The organism is Streptomyces sp. HSG2 (assembly GCF_016598575.1).
Classification (GTDB): domain Bacteria; phylum Actinomycetota; class Actinomycetes; order Streptomycetales; family Streptomycetaceae; genus Streptomyces.
The window spans coordinates 191,883-210,392 of the sequence record NZ_CP066801.1 but is presented as its reverse complement, the minus strand read 5'-3'; the positions used below and the strand labels follow the sequence as shown (position 1 = coordinate 210,392).

Here is an 18,510-nt window from a genome sequence, read left to right as displayed (position 1 = left end):
CCGGACTCGCCGGGCGCCGCCGAACTCAGGGCGGAACTGGAGGAGTTGGGCCCACGGGTGGAGATCGTCGCCTGCGACGTCGCCGACCGCGCCGCACTCCAGCACCTCCTGGACGGCATCGACGACCTCACCGGCGTCGTGCACGCCGCCGGCACCCCCCAGCAGGCGCCGCTGGAGCACACCGACCTGACCGCGTTCGCGGACGTGCTGGCCGCAAAGGTCGACGGCGCCCGAAACCTCGACGAACTCGTCGGTGACATCGCCTTCTTCGTCCTGTTCGGCTCGATCGCCGGCGTGTGGGGGAGCGGCGGCCAGGCCGCCTACGGCGCGGCCAACGCGTACTGCGACGCGCTCGCCGAGCATCGCAGGGCACGTGGTCTCGCGGCCACGTCCATAGCCTGGGGCCCCTGGGCCGAGGTCGGCATGGCGACCCACGCCGCGATGTCGGAGCACCTGTCCAAGCGAGGCCTGACCCTCCTCTCGCCCGCGCCGGCGGTCACCGAGCTCAACCGTGCCCTCGTGCACGGCGACACCTGCGTCACCGTCGCCGACGTCGCCTGGGAGAGCTACTTCCCGGTCTTCACCTCGGTGCGTCCGAGCCCGCTGCTCGCCGACCTGCCCGAGACGAAGGCGCTGCTCACCGGGGCGGCCGAACCCGCGCGCAGCGACTCCGACTTCGTCCGCGGGCTACGCGATCTACTGGAGGACGACCGGCGGCGCCGCATCGTCGACCTGGTCCGCGCCGAGGCCGCGGCGACGCTGGGCCACGGCTCCGCCGACGAGGTGGGCGAGCACCGCGCCTTCCGCGACATCGGCTTCGACTCGCTCACCGCCGTCGAGCTGCGCAAGAAACTCTCCGACGCCACCGGGCTCCCGCTGCCCGCCACGCTGGTCTTCGACTACCCGACCCCCGCGGTCCTCGCCGACCACCTGCTCGCCGAACTGCTCGGCGCCACCGAAGCCGAGACCGTCTGGACCGCCCACCGCGACGGCTCCGACGAGCCCATCGCCATCATCGGCATGTCGTGCCGCTTCCCCGGCGGCGCCGACACCCCGGAACGGTTCTGGGACATGGTGCTCGCGGGCACCGACGCGATCACCGAGTTCCCCGGCGACCGCGGCTTCGACATGGGCCAGTTGTACGACCCCGACCCCGACCGGCCCGGCACGACATACACCACCGCCGGCGGCTATCTGCCGGACGCCGGCGACTTCGACCCGGCGTTCTTCGGGATCTCGCCGCGCGAGGCCACTGGCATGGATCCGCAGCAGCGGCTGCTGCTGGAGACCACCTGGGAGGCGGTCGAGAGGGCCGGCCTCGACCCCGCCGCGCTACGCGGCGACCGGGTCGGCGCGTTCATCGGGTCCAGCTACATCGAGTACGGCGGTGGCGACGGCGGCGGCAGCGAGGGCTACGCCGTCACCGGCAGCAGCCCGTCGGTGCTGTCGGGCCGGGTGTCGTACGTGTTCGGCTTCGAGGGCCCGGCCGTCACCGTCGACACCGCCTGCTCCTCCTCCCTGGTCGCCCTGCACCTGGCCTGCCAGTCGCTGCGCTCCGGGGAGAGCACGTACGCCGTCGCCGGCGGCGCCACCGTGATGCCGAACCCGAAGCCGCTCATCGCGTTCTCCCGGCAGCGGGCGCTGGCGAAGGACGGCCGCTGCAAGGCGTTCGACGACTCCGCGGACGGCATGATCCTGTCCGAGGGTATCGGCATGCTGTTCCTGGCGAAGCTGTCCGACGCGCGCCGGGGCGGGCTTCCGGTGCTGGCGGTCGTACGCGGATCCGCGGTCAACCAGGACGGTGCGTCCAACGGACTGTCGGCCCCCAACGGCCCCTCCCAGCAGCGCGTCATCCAGCAGGCCCTGGCCAACGCCGACGTGCAGCCGTCCGAGGTGGACGCCCTGGACGCACACGGCACCGGCACCGCGCTCGGCGACCCCATCGAGGCGCAGGCGCTGCTCGCCACCTACGGTCAGGACCGCGCCGCCGACCGTCCACTGCTGCTCGGCTCGGTGAAGTCGAACATCGGCCACACCCAGTCCGCGGCCGGTGTGGCGTCGGTGATCAAGATGGTGATGGCGCTGCGGCACGAGGTCCTGCCGCAGACCCTGCACCTCAACGCGCCGTCCTCGCACGTCGACTGGAGCTCCGGCGCGCTGTCGCTGCTCAAGGAGCCCACGCCGTGGCCGGAGACGGGCCGCGCGGCGCGCGCCGCCGTGTCGTCGTTCGGGATCAGCGGCACCAACGCCCACGTGATCCTGGAACAGGCGCCGGGCGACGACGCCCAGGTCGCCGAAGAGGTGAGCGAGGCGCCCGTCCCGGTCCTCGCCGGCGTCCCCTGGGTCGTCTCCGCGAAGTCCGACGCCGCGCTGCTCGCCCAGGTGGAGCGGCTGCGCGAGGTGCCGGGCAGCCCGCACGACATCGGGTTCTCGCTCGCCCACCGCTCCGTCTTCGACCACCGCGCGGTGCTCCTCGACGGCGTCGAGATCGCGCGCGGCGTCGCCGACCTGGAGCGCAAGGTCACCTTCGTCTTCCCCGGCCAGGGCACCCAGTGGGTCGGCATGGGCGCTCAACTGCACGACGAATCACCGGTGTTCGCCGCCCGTCTCGCCGAGTGCGACGCCGCACTGCGCCCGTTCACCGACTGGTCGCTCATCGACGTCGTCCGCGGCGGCGGCTCGCTGGACCGCGTGGACGTCGTCCAGCCCGCCTCCTGGGCGGTGATGGTGTCCCTCGCCGAGGTGTGGAAGGCGTACGGCGTCACCCCCGACGCCGTGATCGGGCACTCCCAGGGCGAGATCGCCGCCGCCGCGGTGTCCGGGGCGCTGTCGCTGGAGGACGCCGCGCGCGTGGTGGCGCTGCGCAGCCAGGCCATCGGGCGCACCATGTCCGGCTCCGGCAGCATCGTGTCCGTCGCCCTGTCCGCCGCCGAGATCGAGCCGCGCCTCGCCGAATGGGGCGAGAGGCTCTCGCTCGCCGCCACCAACGGCCCCCGCTCGGTCGCGGTCTCCGGCGACCTGGAGGCCCTGGACGCGCTGTGCGGGGCGCTCACCGAGGAAGGCGTCCGCGTGCGCCGGATCGAGGTCGACTACGCCTCGCACTCCGCGCAGGTGGAGGTGCTCCGCGAGGAACTCCTGCGCGACCTCGCGCTGATCCGGCCGCTGGAACCCGAGGTCCCCTTCCTCTCCACCGTCACCGGAGAGTGGAACAACGCCACCACCGACGCCGAGTACTGGTTCACCAACCTGCGCCGCACCGTGCGCCTCGCCGAAGCCGTGGACACGCTCCTAGCGGCCGGGCACCAGGCGTTCATCGAGGTCAGCTCGCATCCCGTGCTCACCCCTGGGGTGCAGGACGCCGCGCAGGACGCGGGCCGGCGCGCCGTCGTCACCGGCACCCTCCGCCGTGACGCGGGCGGCGCCGCCCGGGTGCTCGCCTCGGTCGCCGAGGCATGGGTGCGCGGGATTCCGGTGCGCTGGAAGGAGCAGTTCGCCGGGGCGCGCCGCGTCGACCTGCCGACGTACGCCTTCCAGCGCGAGCGGTTCTGGACCGGCCCGGCCATGCCGCCGCAGGCCGCCGGTGCCGCCGACCCGGCCGACGCCGCGTTCTGGACGGCCGTCGAGCAGTCCGACCTCGCCACCCTCACCCGCTCGCTGCACCTCGACGAGGAGACCCTCGCCGCCGTCCTGCCCGCGCTCACCACCTGGCGGCAGGCGGGCCGTGACCGCTCCACCACCGACGCCTGGCGCTACCGGGTCACCTGGAAGCCCCTGCGCGGCCTCAACAGCACTGCCCTCACCGGCACTTGGCTGGTCGTCGCCGCCGATGACAGCGACGACGCCGACGTGGTCGCGGCCCTGGAAGCCGGGGGCGCCAAGGTCCGCCGCATCACGCTCGGCGAGGCCGACGCCGACCGTGCCGTCCTCGCGGCCAGGCTCTCCGACCTCACCGACGCCGTCCTCGCCGGCATCGTCTCGCTGCTGCCCGCCGCCGAACGGCCGGCCACGCCGGGGCTGCCGCTCGGCCTGCTCCTCACCGTCTCCCTGATCAACGCCCTCGGCGACGCGGGCATCACCGCGCCCGTCTGGAACCTCACCCGCGACGCCCTGTCCACCGGCCGCTCCGACACCGTCACCCACCCCGGCCAGGCCCAGGCCCTCGGCATCGGCTGGACCGCCGCGCTGGAACACCCGCAGCGCTGGGGCGGCTCCATCGACCTGCCCCTCGCACTCGACGCCCGGGCCGGTCGGCGCCTGGTCGCCGCGCTCACCGGCGCCGGTCAGGAGGACCAGCTGGCGATCCGTGCCTCGGGCACTCTCGCCCGCCGGATCGTGCGCGCCCCCGCCCGCCCCGACAAGCGGCGGGAGTGGACGCCGCGCGGCACGACGATCATCACCGGCGGCACCGGCACGCTCGGCCCGCACGTGGCCCGCTGGCTCGCCCACCTGGGCGCCGAGCACCTGGTGCTCACCAGCCGCCGCGGCCTCGACGCGCCCGGCGCCCGCGAACTCGCCGCCGAACTCGCCGAGATCGGCACGCCAACCACCGTCATGGCCTGCGACATCGCCGACCGCGACGCCGTCGCCACCCTGCTCGACGACCTGCGCGCGAACGGTCACGACATCCGCTCGGTGATCCACACCGCCGCGGTCATCGGCCTGCACTCCATCGACGGCGCCACCCCCCAGGCACTCGCCGACATCCTCGGTGCCAAGGTGGACGGCGCCCGCCACCTCGACGAGCTGCTCACCGAGGACCTCGACGCGTTCGTGCTGTTCTCGTCCGTCTCCGGCATGTGGGGCAGCGGCGACCACGCCGCCTACGTCGCCGGCAACGCCTACCTCAACTCGCTCGCCGCCGCCCGCCGGGCCCGCGGCCTGCGCTGCACTGCCGTCTCGTGGGGCATCTGGTCCGACGACCTCGGCCTCGGCCGCGTCGACACCGAGCAGATCCGGCGCAGCGGCCTGGAGTTCATGCCGGCCCGCCTCGCGCTCGCCTCGCTGGAGCGGGCGATCGAGGACGACGAGACCGAGCTGGCCATCGCCAACGTCGCCTGGGACCGCTACCACCCCGTGTTCACGGCCGTCCGGCCCACCACACTCTTCGACGAGCTCCCCGAGGTGCGGGCGCTCACCACGGCCGCCGCACAGTCGGCCGGAAACGGGCAGGCCGACGGGTTCGCCGCGCAGCTGCGCGCCCTGCCGCCCGCCGAGCGGGAGCAGACCCTGCTCGACCTCGTACGCGCCCAGGCGGCCGCCGTGCTCGGCATGGCGAGCCCCGAGGCGCTCACCGAGCACCGGGCCTTCCGCGAGGCCGGCTTCGACTCCATCACCGCCGTCGACCTGCGCAACAAGCTCGCCGCCACGACCGGCCTCACCCTGCCCACCACGATGGTCTTCGACCACCCGAGCCCCCTCTCCCTCGCCGAGTTCTTGCTCGCCGAGATCCTCGGCTCCGACCCGACGGCACAGCAGCCGGTCGTCGCGGCCGCGGCCACCGACGAGCCCATCGCCATCATCGGCATGGCCTGCCGCTACCCCGGCGGCGTCAGCTCGCCCGAGGGCCTGTGGCGGGTCGTGCTCGATGGCGTCGACGCCATCTCCGGCTTCCCCGCCGACCGCGGCTGGGACGCCTCCGCGCTCTACGACCCCGACCCCGACGCCCCCGGCGGCGCCTACTCCGTGCAGGGCGGCTTCCTGCACGACGTCGCCGACTTCGACCCCGGCTTCTTCGGCATCTCGCCCCGCGAGGCCCTCGCTATGGACCCGCAGCAGCGCCTCCTCCTGGAGACCGCCTGGGAGTCCATGGAACGTGCCGGCATCGACCCGCACACCCTGCGCGGCAGCCGCACCGGCGCCTTCATCGGCGCCAGCTACCAGGACTACTCCTCCGGCGGCACCGGAGCGACCCCCGGCGACGAGGGCCACATGATCACCGGCACGCTCTCCAGCGTGCTGTCCGGCCGGGTGTCGTACCTCTTCGGCCTCGAAGGCCCCGCCGTCACCCTCGACACCGCCTGCTCGTCCTCCCTGGTCGCCATGCACCTGGCCTGCCAGTCGCTGCGCGACGGCGAGAGCAGCCTCGCCCTCGCCGGCGGCGTCAGCGTCATGGCCACCCCGGGCGCCTTCGTCGGCTTCAGCCGGCAGCGCGCCCTCGCCAAGGACGGCCGCTGCAAGGCCTACTCCGACTCCGCCGACGGCATGACCCTCGCCGAGGGCATCGGCCTGGTCCTGATGGAACGCCTCTCCGACGCCGTCGCGGCCGGACACCGAGTCCTCGCCGTCGTCCGCGGCTCCGCCATCAACCAGGACGGCGCCTCCAACGGCCTCACCGCACCCAACGGCCCCTCCCAGCAGCGCGTCATCCGCCAGGCCCTGGCCAACGCCCGCCTCGCACCGTCCGACGTGGACGCCATCGAGGGCCACGGCACCGGCACGGACCTCGGCGACCCCATCGAGTCGCAGGCCCTGCTCGCCACCTACGGTCAGGACCGCGCCGCCGACCGTCCGCTGCTGCTCGGCTCCGTGAAGTCCAACATCGGCCACACCCAAATGGCCTCCGGCGTCGCCTCCGTCATCAAGATGGTCCAGGCGCTCCAGACCGGCATCCTGCCCCGCACTCTCCACGTCGACCAGCCGTCCACCAAGGTCGACTGGTCCACCGGGACCATCGAACTGCTCACCGAGCAGCAGCCCTGGCCCGAGACCGGCCGCGCCCGCCGCGGCGCGGTGTCGTCCTTCGGGCTCAGCGGCACCAACGCGCACCTGCTCCTGGAACAGGCGCCGCCGGCCGCGGACCCGGCACCGGAACCTACCCCGACCCTGGTCCCGGTACTGCTGTCCGCACGCGCCGACGAGGCCCTGCGACAGCAGGCCGCACGGCTGCTGGAACTGGACGCCAACCCCGTCGACCTCGCCGGATCCCTGGCCCGCCACCGCTCCACCTTCGAGCGGCGCGCCGTCATCGTGACGCACGACCACGCCGAACTCGTACGCGGCCTGACCGCACTGCGCGACGGCCTCCCGGACGCCTCCCTCGTCCGCGGCACCGCCGCCCGGGGCCGTACGGCACTGCTGTTCACCGGTCAGGGCTCCCAACGCTGCGGCATGGGAAGCGAGTTGTACGAAACCCACCCCGCGTTCGCCGACGCCCTGGACGCCGTCTGCGTCCACCTCGACGCCGAACTGGACCGGCCGCTGCGCGAGGTGATGTGGGGCGAGGACCAGGACACCCTCGACCGCACCGGATACGCCCAGCCCGCGATCTTCGCACTCGAAGTCGCCCTGTACCGCCTGGTCGAGTCGTGGGGCGTCACGCCCGACCACCTCGCCGGGCACTCGATCGGCGAGATCGCTGCCGCGCATGTGGCGGGTGTGTTGTCGCTGGAGGACGCGTGTGCGCTGGTGTCGGCGCGGGCGCGGTTGATGCAGGCGTTGCCGTCGGGTGGGTCGATGGTGGCGGTGGAGGCGACCGAGGAGGAGGTGACTCCGTACCTGGATGGTGCGGTGTCGATCGCGGCCGTCAACGGGCCGTCGTCGGTCGTGGTCGCGGGTGACGAGGCCGACGTGGCGCGGGTCGTCGAGCGGTTCGCGGACCGTCGTACGAAGCGGTTGAAGGTGTCGCACGCCTTCCACTCGCCGTTGATGGACCCGATGCTGGACGACTTCCGTGCCGCCATCGCCGGGCTGTCGTTCAACGCCCCCGAGATCCCGCTGGCCACCAGCGGTGATGTGACCGACCCGGAGTACTGGGTGCGGCACGTGCGCGAGACGGTGCGATTCGCCGACGCCGTGCGGCAGTTGGAGAGCCGGGGCGTGGGGACGTACCTGGAACTCGGACCCGACGGCGTGCTCTGCGGCATGGCGGGGGAGAGCCTGACCGAGGACGCCATACTGGTCCCGGCGCTGCGCGGTGAGCGGCCCGAAGCCGTCACCCTGCTCACCGCGCTGGCGGGCGTACATGTGCGCGGCACCGCGGTCGACTGGCGGGCGTACTTCGACGGTACCGGAGCGCGCACCGTCGGCCTGCCGACCTACCCGTTCCAGCACCAGCGCTACTGGCCGGAGCCCGTCGCGCCGCAGTCGGTGCGGGCCGCCGGCGACAGTGTCGACGACACGTTCTGGGACGCCGTCGAGCGCGAGGACTTCGCCGCGCTCGCCGAATGGCGCAGCCGCAAGCTCCGGTCCACCGTGGACTCCTGGCGCTACGGCGTCACCTGGAAGCCGCTCACCGCGAACGGCGTGGCGACCGGGCCGTGGCTGGTGCTGAGGGCGGACGGCCACGACGCCGCCGACGTCCAGGACATCGTGGCCGCGCTCGGCGCCGGAACCGACGTGATCGAGGCCGACACCGACCGTGCCGCGCTCACCGCCCGGCTCGACGGCGGCTCCTACGCCGGTGTGCTCTCGCTCGTGGCGCTCGGCGCCGATACCGAGACCGCCCTCGCCCGTACCACCCTCGTCGTGCAGGCACTCGGGGAGGCGGGCGTCAGCGCCCCGCTGTGGGTCGCCACCCGGGGCGCGGTGTCGGTCGGCGGCTCCAAGACCGTCACCCGGCCCGAACAGGCCGCCGTGTGGGGTCTTGGCCGGGTCGTCGCCCTCGAACACCCCACCCGCTGGGGCGGTTTGGTCGACCTCCCGGAGCAACTGGACCGCAACTCCCTGCGCCGTCTCACGGGCATCCTCGCCCAGCGCGATGAGGACCAGGTCGCGGTGCGCCCCTCCGGCACCTACGGCCGCCGCCTGAGCCGCAGAGCCGTCCACGGCACCGCCCGCGAGTTCCGCCCCGGCACGGCCCTGATCACCGGCGGCACCGGAGGCATCGGCGCGCACGTCGCCCGCTGGCTCGCTGCCAACGGCGCCGAAAAGATCGTCCTGGTCAGCAGGCGTGGCACGGGCGCGCCCGGCGCGGCCGAACTCGCCTCCGAACTTGGCGAGAAGGCCGTCATCGCCACCTGCGACGTCGCCGACCGAGACGCGCTCGCCGCCCTGCTCGCCGAGCACCCGGTCACCTCGGTGTTCCACACGGCCGGCGTCGTGGACGACGGGCTGGTCGAGACGATGGCACCGGACGCCTTCGCGAGCGTGCTGCGCGCCAAGGAGACCGCCACCCGCAACCTGCACGAACTGACCGCCGACCTGGACGCGTTCGTCCTGTTCGCCTCCACCGCGGGTGTCATCGGCGCCGCCGGACAGGGCAATTACGCGGCGGCCAACGCCTTCCTCGACGCCTTCGCCGAACACCGGCGCGCCCAGGGCCTGGCGGCCACCTCCGTCGCCTGGGGCCCGTGGGCCGAGGCCGGGATGGCCGTCGACGGGGCCAAAGTGGCCGAGCGGCTGCGGCGCGGCGGGTTCGCGCCCCTGGCACCGGACCTCGCGATGGCCGCGCTGCGCCGGGCGATCGAGCACGGCGACGCCTCGGTGACGGTCGCCGACATCGACTGGGAACGCTATCTGCCCGCCCTGGCAGGCCTGCGGCCCGCGCCGCTCGTCGACGACCTGCCCGAGGTCAGGCGTCTGCGCACCACCGAGGACACAGTCGGGGCCGAGCAGCCTCAGGTTCGCGGCCGGCTCTCGTCCCTGCCCGCCGCGGATCGCGCCCGCGCCGTACTCGACCTCGTACGCGGCCAGATCGCCGCCGTCCTCGGCCACGCGAACGCCGCCGAGGTCGACGTCGACCGGGCCTTCCAGGACCTCGGCTTCGACTCTCTGACCACGCTGGAGCTGCGCAACCGCCTCCAGGCCGCACTGGAGCTGACGCTGCCCGCGTCCCTGCTCTACGACTACCCGACCCCGGCGGAGCTGGCCGAGTTCCTGCGCGCCGAAGCACTGGGCGCAACAGGGGCCGAATCCGGCACCTCGGCGCCCGCCGTGACGGCCGCCCCGGTCGACGACGACCCGATCGCCATCGTCGGCATCGGCTGCCGCTTCCCCGGCGGCGCCGGCTCGCCGGAGGAGATGTGGCGGCTGCTGGCCGAGGGACGGGACGGCGTCAGCGCTTTCCCCGCCGACCGCGGCTGGGACCTCGACGCCCTCGGCGCCGGCGCCTCCGCCGCCCTGGAAGCCGGATTCCTCGACGCGGTCGCCGACTTCGACGCCGGCTTCTTCGGCATCTCGCCGCGCGAGGCCCTCGCCATGGACCCGCAGCAGCGACTCGTCCTGGAGACCGCCTGGGAGGCCCTGGAACGCGCGGGCATCGACCCCTCGCGCCTGCGCGGCAGCAGCACCGGCGTGTTCATCGGCACCAATGGCCAGGACTACGAGAACGTCCTGCGCCGGGCCACCGAGGACACCGTCGCCGAGGTCCAGGGATACCTGGCCACCGGCAACACCGCGTCGGTGATGTCCGGCCGGCTGTCCTACGTCCTCGGCCTGGAGGGCCCGGCCGTCACCGTCGACACCGCCTGCTCCTCCTCCCTGGTCGCCCTGCACTGGGCCGCCAAGGCGCTGCGCGGCGGCGAGTGCACCCTCGCCCTCGCGGGCGGCGCGTCGGTCATGTCCAGCCCCGACTCGTTCGTGGAGTTCACCACTCAGGGCGGCCTCGCCCCCGACGGCCGCTGCAAGGCCTTCGCCGAGGCCGCCGACGGCACCGCGTGGTCCGAGGGCGCCGGTCTGCTCGTACTGGAGCGGCTGTCCGACGCGGTCGCCAACGGGCACGACGTCCTGGCCGTCGTCCGCGGCTCGGCCGTCAACCAGGACGGCGCCTCCAACGGCCTCACCGCGCCCAACGGCCCCTCCCAGCAGCGCGTGATCCGGCAGGCCCTCGCCGACGCGGGCCTCTCGCCCGCCGACATCGACGCCATCGAGGCGCACGGCACCGGCACCACGCTGGGCGACCCGATCGAGGCGCGGGCCCTGCTGTCCACGTTCGGCGGCACGGACCGGCCGGCCCCGCTCTACCTGGGCTCGGTCAAGTCGAACATCGGCCACACGCAGGCCGCCGCCGGTGTCGCCGGCGTCATCAAGATGGTGCTCGCGATGCGGCACGGCATGCTCCCCAGGACGCTGCACGTCGACGCGCCCACCTCGCACGTCGACTGGTCCTCGGGCACGCTGTCGCTGCTCGGTGACTCCGTCGACTGGCCGGAGAACGGGCATCCGCGCCGGTCCGGTGTCTCAGCGTTCGGCCTCAGCGGGACCAACGCCCACGTCATCCTGGAGGAGGGCCCCGCCCCCGCGGCCCCGACCCCGGCCGACGCGGATCGAGCCCCGGGCACCCCGTGGCTGGTCTCCGCGAAGTCCGAACACGCCCTGCGCGCCCAGGTCGAACGGATCAGGACGCTGGACGCCGCCCCGCTCGACATCGCCTACTCACTGGCCACCACCCGAACCGCCTTCCCACACCGCGCCCTCCTCGTCGACGGCACCGAGATCGCCACCGGCACCGCCCGCAAGGCCGCCACAACGGCACTGCTGTTCTCCGGGCAGGGATCTCAACGGCTCGACATGGGACGGGAGTTGTACGAGCGCTTCCCCGTCTTCGCCGATGCCCTGGACGACGTACTGGGACACCTGGAGCCGGGGCTGCGGGAGGTGATGTGGGGTGAGGACGCGGAGCCGCTGAACAAGACCGGTCACACGCAGCCCGCACTGTTCGCGCTCCAGGTCGCGCTCTACCGGCTGACGGAATGGCTCGGCGTACGGCCCGACCACCTCGCCGGTCATTCCATCGGTGAGATCGCGGCGGCCCATGTGGCCGGTGTCCTCGCCCTGGAGGACGCCGCGAAGCTGGTGACGGCTCGGGCGACGCTGATGCAGGCGTTGCCTGTCGGGGGCGCCATGGTGGCCATCGAGGCAACGGAGGAGGAAGTCGCCGCGCAGGCGACCGAGTTGGTATCCATCGCGGCCGTCAACGGTCCGTCCTCCGTGGTGATCGCGGGCGACGAGACCGAGGTCGAGCGGATCGCCGAAGTCTTCGGCGACCGCAGGACCAAGCGGCTGAAGGTCTCCCACGCCTTCCACTCGCCGCTGATGGAACCGATGCTGGACGACTTCCGCGCCGCCCTCACCGGGCTCACCTTCCACGAGCCGACGATCCCGATCGTGACCAGCGGCGATGTGACCGACCCGGAGTACTGGGTCCGCCACGTCCGCGAGACCGTCCGCTTCCACGACCACGTCGGCACGCTGCGCTCCGAGGGCGCCACGACGTTCCTGGAGATCGGCCCCGACGGCGTACTATCCGCGCTCGTCGAGGATGCCGTGCCCGCGCTGCGCAAGGACCGCGACGAGCGGGACGCGTTCGCCCTCGCCCTCGGCCACCTGTTCCTGCGGGGCACCGGCATCGAGTGGGAGAGGTACTACGAGGGCACCGGCGCCCGCCGCGTGGCACTGCCGACGTACGCCTTCCAGCGTGAGCGCTACTGGCCGCACACCATCTCGTCCGCGCAGCCGGCCCGCGCCGCCGTGGACGGCTGGCTGTACGAGGTGACGTGGGCCCCGGTCGCGGCGGGGACCGGCGGGCCGCAGGGGCGTTGGCTTGCGCTGGTGCCGGAGGGCGACGCGTGGGCGGCCGAGGCGGTCGCCGCGTTCGGCGGGGATGCGGAGGTGGCCCACGAGGTGCGGGCCGGCGACTACGCCGGGGTGCTCTCGCTGCTGCCCACCGGGCCGGCTCAACTGCTGGCGGACCTGGCGGAGGCCCGGGTCACGGCGCCGCTGTGGTGCGTCACCCGGGGCGCGGTCGCGGTCGGCGACGAGCCGCTGCGCAGCCCCGCCCTGGCCCCGGTCTGGGGCGAGGGACAGGTCGCCGCGCTGGAGCACCCCGAGCGCTGGGGCGGCCTGGTCGACCTGGCCGAGCCCGTCGCCGGCTGGTTCGCCCGGATACCCGAGGGCGAGGACCAGGTCGCGATCCGCGCCGACGGAGTCCACGCCCGGCGGCTGGCCCGTACGACCGTCACCGCGCCGTCCTGGACGCCGCGCGGCACGGTCCTCGTCATCGGCGCCGACGGCACCATGGGACGGCATGTGGTGCGGTGGCTGGAGGACGAGGGGGACGACGTCGTCGTCAGCCACGACCTCGACGACCTGGAGCGGGCCGACGCCGTCCTCTACGTCGGCGAGGACACCCCGCTCGACGTCCTGTACGACCTCGACGAACGGCTCGGCGACCGGAAGCTGGACGCCTTCGTGGTGTTCGGGTCCGTCGCCGGGATCTGGGGCGCGCGGGGGCAGGGTCCGCAGGCCGCGCACGGCGCGCTGGTCGACGCGTTCGCCCGCGGGCGGCGCGACCGGGGCCGTACGGCACTGTGCGTGGCGTGGGGCCCGTGGGCCGACACGACCGACCCGAGCATGACCGCGCACCTGCGGCTGAGCGGCATGCCGGTCATGCCCGCCCGGCAGGCGCTGTCCGCGCTCGGGCTCGCGGTCGCGGCCGGGCGCGGCACGGTCGCCGTGGTGGATGTGCGCTGGGAGACGTTCGCGCCCGCGTTCGGCCCCAGCACCGTCTTCGCCGCCCTGCCCGAGGCCCGCGTCGAGGCCGCCGAGCCCGACTCCGCCCTCGCACAGCGGCTCCTTGAGCTGCCGGAGTACGAGCGGCACGGCGAGGTCCTCACGCTGGTGCGCGAGCGCGCGGCCGTGGTGCTCGGCCACTCCAGGCTCGACGCGATCGAACCGGACGTGCCGTTCCGCGACCTGGGCTTCGACTCGCTCACCGCGCTCGACCTGCGCAACCAGATCGGCGCCGCGACCGGCCACACCCTGCCCGCGACGCTCGTCTTCGACCACCCGACACCCGGCGAACTCGCCACCCACCTGCTCGACGAGGTGCTCGGCACCACCGAGGACCCGGCCGAGGACGTGCTCGTCCCGCGGGCCAGGGCCCTGGACGAGCCCATCGCCATCGTCGGCATGGGCTGCCGCTACCCCGGCGGCGTGACGAGTCCCGAGGACCTGTGGCAGCTGCTCCTCGACGGCATCGACGCCACCGGCGACATGCCCGCGGACCGGGGCTGGGACCTGGCCGCGCTGGCCGCCGGACAGAGCGCCACCCGGCGCGGCGGATTCCTGTACGACGTCGCCGACTTCGACCCGGACTTCTTCTCCATCTCGCCGCGCGAGGCCCTCGTCATGGACCCGCAGCAGCGCCTCGTGCTGGAGACGGCCTGGGAGGCCCTGGAGCGCGCGGGCATCGACCCGGGCCTGCTGCGCGGCACCGACACCGGCGTGTTCGTCGGCGGCGGCAGCGGCGAGTACCGGCCCTCCCAGGAGGAGACCGGCCTGGAGTGGCAGACCGCGCAGTCAGCGTCGCTGCTGTCCGGCCGCCCCGCCTACACCTTCGGCCTCCAGGGGCCGACGGCGTCGGTCGACACCGCGTGCTCCTCGTCCCTGGTCGCCCTGCACCTGGCCGCACAGGCGCTGCGTGCGGGCGAGTGCTCCATGGCGCTGGCCGGCGGTGTGTGCGTGATGTCGACGCCGGTCGGGTTCATCGAGTTCAGCGCCCAGGGCGCCCTGTCCGAGGACGGTCGCTGCAAGGCGTTCTCCGACGACGCCGACGGCACCGGCTGGGCCGAGGGCGTGGGCATGCTCGTACTGGAGAGGCTGTCGGACGCGCGGCGCAACGGCCACCAGGTCCTCGCGGTGGTCCGCGGCAGCGCCATCAACTCCGACGGCGCCTCCAACGGCCTGACCGCACCCAGCGGCCCCGCCCAGCAGCGGGTCATCCACCATGCGCTGGCCGCGTCCGGACTGCGCCCGAACGACGTGGACGCCGTCGAGGCGCACGGCACCGGCACCAAGCTCGGCGACCCGATCGAGGCCCAGGCGCTGATCGCCGCCTACGGCCGGGAGCGGGCCAACCCGCTGCTGCTCGGCGCCATCAAGTCCAACCTCGGCCACACCCAAGCCGCCTCCGGTGTCGCCGGTGTGATCAAGATGGTCATGGCGATGCGGGCAGGCGAACTGCCCCGCACGCTGCACGCCGAGAAGCCCACCACGCACGTCGACTGGAGCTCCGGCACGGTCAAGCTGCTGGCGGAGCGGACGCCGTGGCCCAACACCGGCCGGCTGCGCAGGGCGGGTGTCTCGTCGTTCGGCGCGAGCGGCACCAACGCACACGTGATCATCGAGCAGGCCGAGCCCGAGCCCACGAATCCGGTGGAGCACACGGCCGGAGTGCTGCCGGTGCTCGTCTCCGGCCGTACCCCCGCCGCGCTGCGCGACCAGGCCGCCCGCCTGCTGGCGACCGCGGCCACCGCCGAACCCGCCGACCTGGCCTACTCGGCGGCGACGGGCCGTGCCGCCTTCGAGCACCGCGCGGTGGTCCTCGCCGACGACAGGGACGACCTGCTGGCCGGCCTCACCGCGCTGGCGGAGGGCGCCCGCACCCCGCACGTCGTCGTCGACGAGGCCGCCCGGGCGGGCAAGCTCGCCTTCCTGTTCGCCGGACAGGGCTCGCAACGGCTCGGCATGGGCCGCGAACTGTACGAGCGGTTCCCGGTGTTCCGGGCCGCGCTGGACGAGGTCACGGAACTCCTCGACCCGGCGCTGCGGGAGGTCGTCCGCGGCGACGACGAGGCGGCACTGAACCGGACGGGCAACGCGCAACCCGCCCTCTTCGCTCTTGAGGTCGCCCTCTACCGGCTCGCCGAGTCGTGGGGTCTGCGGCCCGACTTCCTCGCCGGGCACTCGATCGGTGAGATCGCCGCCGCGCACGTCGCCGGGGTTCTCTCCCTGGCGGACGCGTGCACGATGGTGTCGGCGCGGGCCTCGCTGATGCAGGCCCTGCCGGCCGGCGGCACCATGGTCGCGGTGCAGGCGTCGGAGGACGCCGTCCTGCCGCACCTCACCGACGGTGTCACGATCGCCGCGGTCAACGGGCCGGAGTCGGTGGTCGTCGCCGGTCCCGAGGAGGCGGTCGGCGCCGTCGTGGGTCGCTGGAAGCGCCGCGGGCTGCGGGTGTCGCACGCCTTCCACTCGCCGCTGATGGACCCGATGCTCGACGAGTTCCGCAAGGTCGTCACGGGTCTGGCCTTCGCCGCGCCGACCATGCCGGTCGTGGTCGGGGGAGACCTGACCGACCCCGAGTACTGGGTACGGCACGTGCGCGAGCCCGTGCGCTTCGCGGACAACGTCCGCACCCTCGCCGAGCGCGGCGTCACGACCCTGGTCGAACTCGGCCCGGACGCCACCCTGTCGGGCCTCGTCCCGGACAGCGCCCCCGGCACGGTGGCGATCCCTCTGCTGCGCAAGGACCGCGACGAGGAGACAACCGCCGTCACCGCGCTCGCCAGGCTCCACGCCCGCGGCGTACGCGTCGACTGGGCCGGCCTCTTCAGCGGCGGCAACCGCGTCGACCTGCCCACCTACGCCTTCCAGCACCAGCGGTTCTGGCCCTCGACCATGACCGGCACCGCCACGCGTCCGGCCGCCGCCGAGCCCGGCAGCGACGACGCCGCGTTCTGGGCCGCCGTCGAGGGCGAGGACTTCGGCGCGCTGGAGCAGGTGCTCGACGTCGACGGCGGCGCGCTCTCCCAGGTGCTGCCCGCCCTGCTCGACTGGCGCCGACAGCACAACGACCTCGCAGTCGTGGACAGTTGGCGGTACCGGATCGCCTGGAAGCCGCTGGACGGCGGCTCCGGTACGCCGGCCGGACGCTGGCTGGCCGTGACCCCGGCCGGCGACGATGCCTGGGCGGCACGGGTCGTGGCCGCGCTCGGCGCCGACGTCGTCACCGTCGCGCTCAACACCCCCGACCGTGCCCGGATCGCCAAGGCCCTCGCCCCCCTGGGTACCGGCTTCACCGGAGTGGTCTCCCTGCTCGGCCGCGCCCCCTCGGACCCCGGCGGCACACCGCAGGGCACCCTGCTCACGGCGGCGCTGATTCAGGCGCTCGGCGACGCGGGCCTGACCGCACCGCTGTGGTGCGTCACCCGCGGCGCCGTGGCCGTCAGCGCCGCCGAGGCGCCGGACGACCTGACGCAGTCGGCGATCTGGGGCCTGGGCCGGGTGGCCGCGTTGGAGTACCCGGAGCGCTGGGGCGGCCTGATCGACCTGCCCGTCGAACCTGCCGGATCCGCCGGACTCGACGACCGCGTCCTGCGCGGCCTCGCCTCCGTCCTCGCCGGACTCGACGGCGAGGACCAGGTGGCCGTACGGGCGAGCGGCGTCTTCGGCCGCAGGCTCCTCACCGCGCCCGCCCCCGCGCCGGCCCGCGTCTGGGAGCCGCGCGGCACGGTCCTCATCACCGGCGGCACCGGCGCGCTCGGTGGCCATGTCGCCCGCACCCTCGCCCGCGAGGGCGCCCGCCACCTGCTGCTCCTCAGCAGGCGCGGCCCCGACGCCCCCGGCGCCGAGGAACTCGGCACCGCGCTCCGCGACTTGGGCGCCGAGGTCACCATCGCCGCCTGCGACGCGTCCGACCGGACCGCCCTGCGGGCGGTCCTGGACGGGGTGGACGACTTGACCGCCGTGGTCCACACGGCGGGCGTGCTCGACGACGGCGTCCTCGACAAGATGACGCCCGAACGGTTCCAGGACGTGTTCCGCAGCAAGGCCGACCCGGCGCTGCTGCTGGACGAGCTGACCTCGGGCCTCGACGCGTTCGTGCTGTTCTCGTCGGCGTCGTCGGCGGTCGGCAGCCCCGGCCAGGCCAACTACGCGGCCGCGAACGCCATGCTGGACGCGCTCGCCGAACGGCGCCGGGCCCACGGCCTGGCCGCCACCTCGATCGCCTGGGGCGCCTGGGGCGGCGCAGGCATGGCCGACTCCGAGGACGCCGTCGCCAACGCCCAGCGCGCGGGCATCGCGGCGATGGACCCCGAACTCGCCTGCACGGCCCTGCGTCGGCTGGCCGCGGAGGACGGGGCGACCGCGGTCGTCGCGGCCGTCGACAAGGGCCGCTTCTCCGGCGGCTTCCGGCCCAACCCGCTGCTGCGGGAACTCGCCGGACCCCAGGAGACGGCGGCACCCGAAGCGGCACCCTCAGGCGCACTGCGCGAGCGGCTCCTCCGCCTGGCGCCGGCCAAGCGCCACGAGACGCTGCTCGACCTGGTCCGCACCCAGGCCGCCGAGGTACTGGGCCGGACCGACACCGACGCGGTGCGCGCGGACCGCCCGTTCCGCGACCTCGGGTTCGACTCGCTCGCCGTGGTCGAACTGCGCAACCGCCTGGGCGCGGCGACCGGCCTGAGCCTCGCCTCCACGCTGGTCTTCGACCACCCCTCGCCCGCCGAACTGGCCACCCACCTTCTGGACCAGCTGGTACCCGAGGACGCGGCCGAGGCCGACGGCGAGGAGGCCGAGATCCGCGAACTCCTGGCCAAGGTGCCGCTCACCCAGCTGCGCGAGATCGGCGTACTGGAACCGCTGCTGCACCTCCTCGGCAGGTCCTCGGCCGAGGAGAGCGACGACACCGGCTCGATCGACGACATGTCCGTCGACGACCTGGTGCAGGCGGCACTCGAAGGACAACCCGGCGGGCAATTGGACGGACAGCTGGACGGACAGCTCGACTGACGTCCGCCGACGGCCGGTCGTCCCGCACGGACGACCGGCCGTACTTCTGAGGAAATCGCT

Annotated in this window: 1 protein-coding gene (cut by a window edge); it reads left to right on the top strand. The window is 74.0% G+C overall.

Annotation, left to right across the window (positions count from 1 at the left end; translation table 11 throughout):
• Window positions 1-18,450: the 3' portion of a type I polyketide synthase gene (locus tag JEK78_RS00540; RefSeq protein ID WP_200262110.1), read on the top strand. 8,583 nt of this gene lie to the left of the window's left edge; 18,450 of the gene's 27,033 nt are visible here — the last part of the coding sequence; its start codon lies beyond the left edge, outside the window; its stop codon occupies window positions 18,448-18,450.
• The last annotated feature ends 60 nt before the right edge of the window (window positions 18,451-18,510 follow it).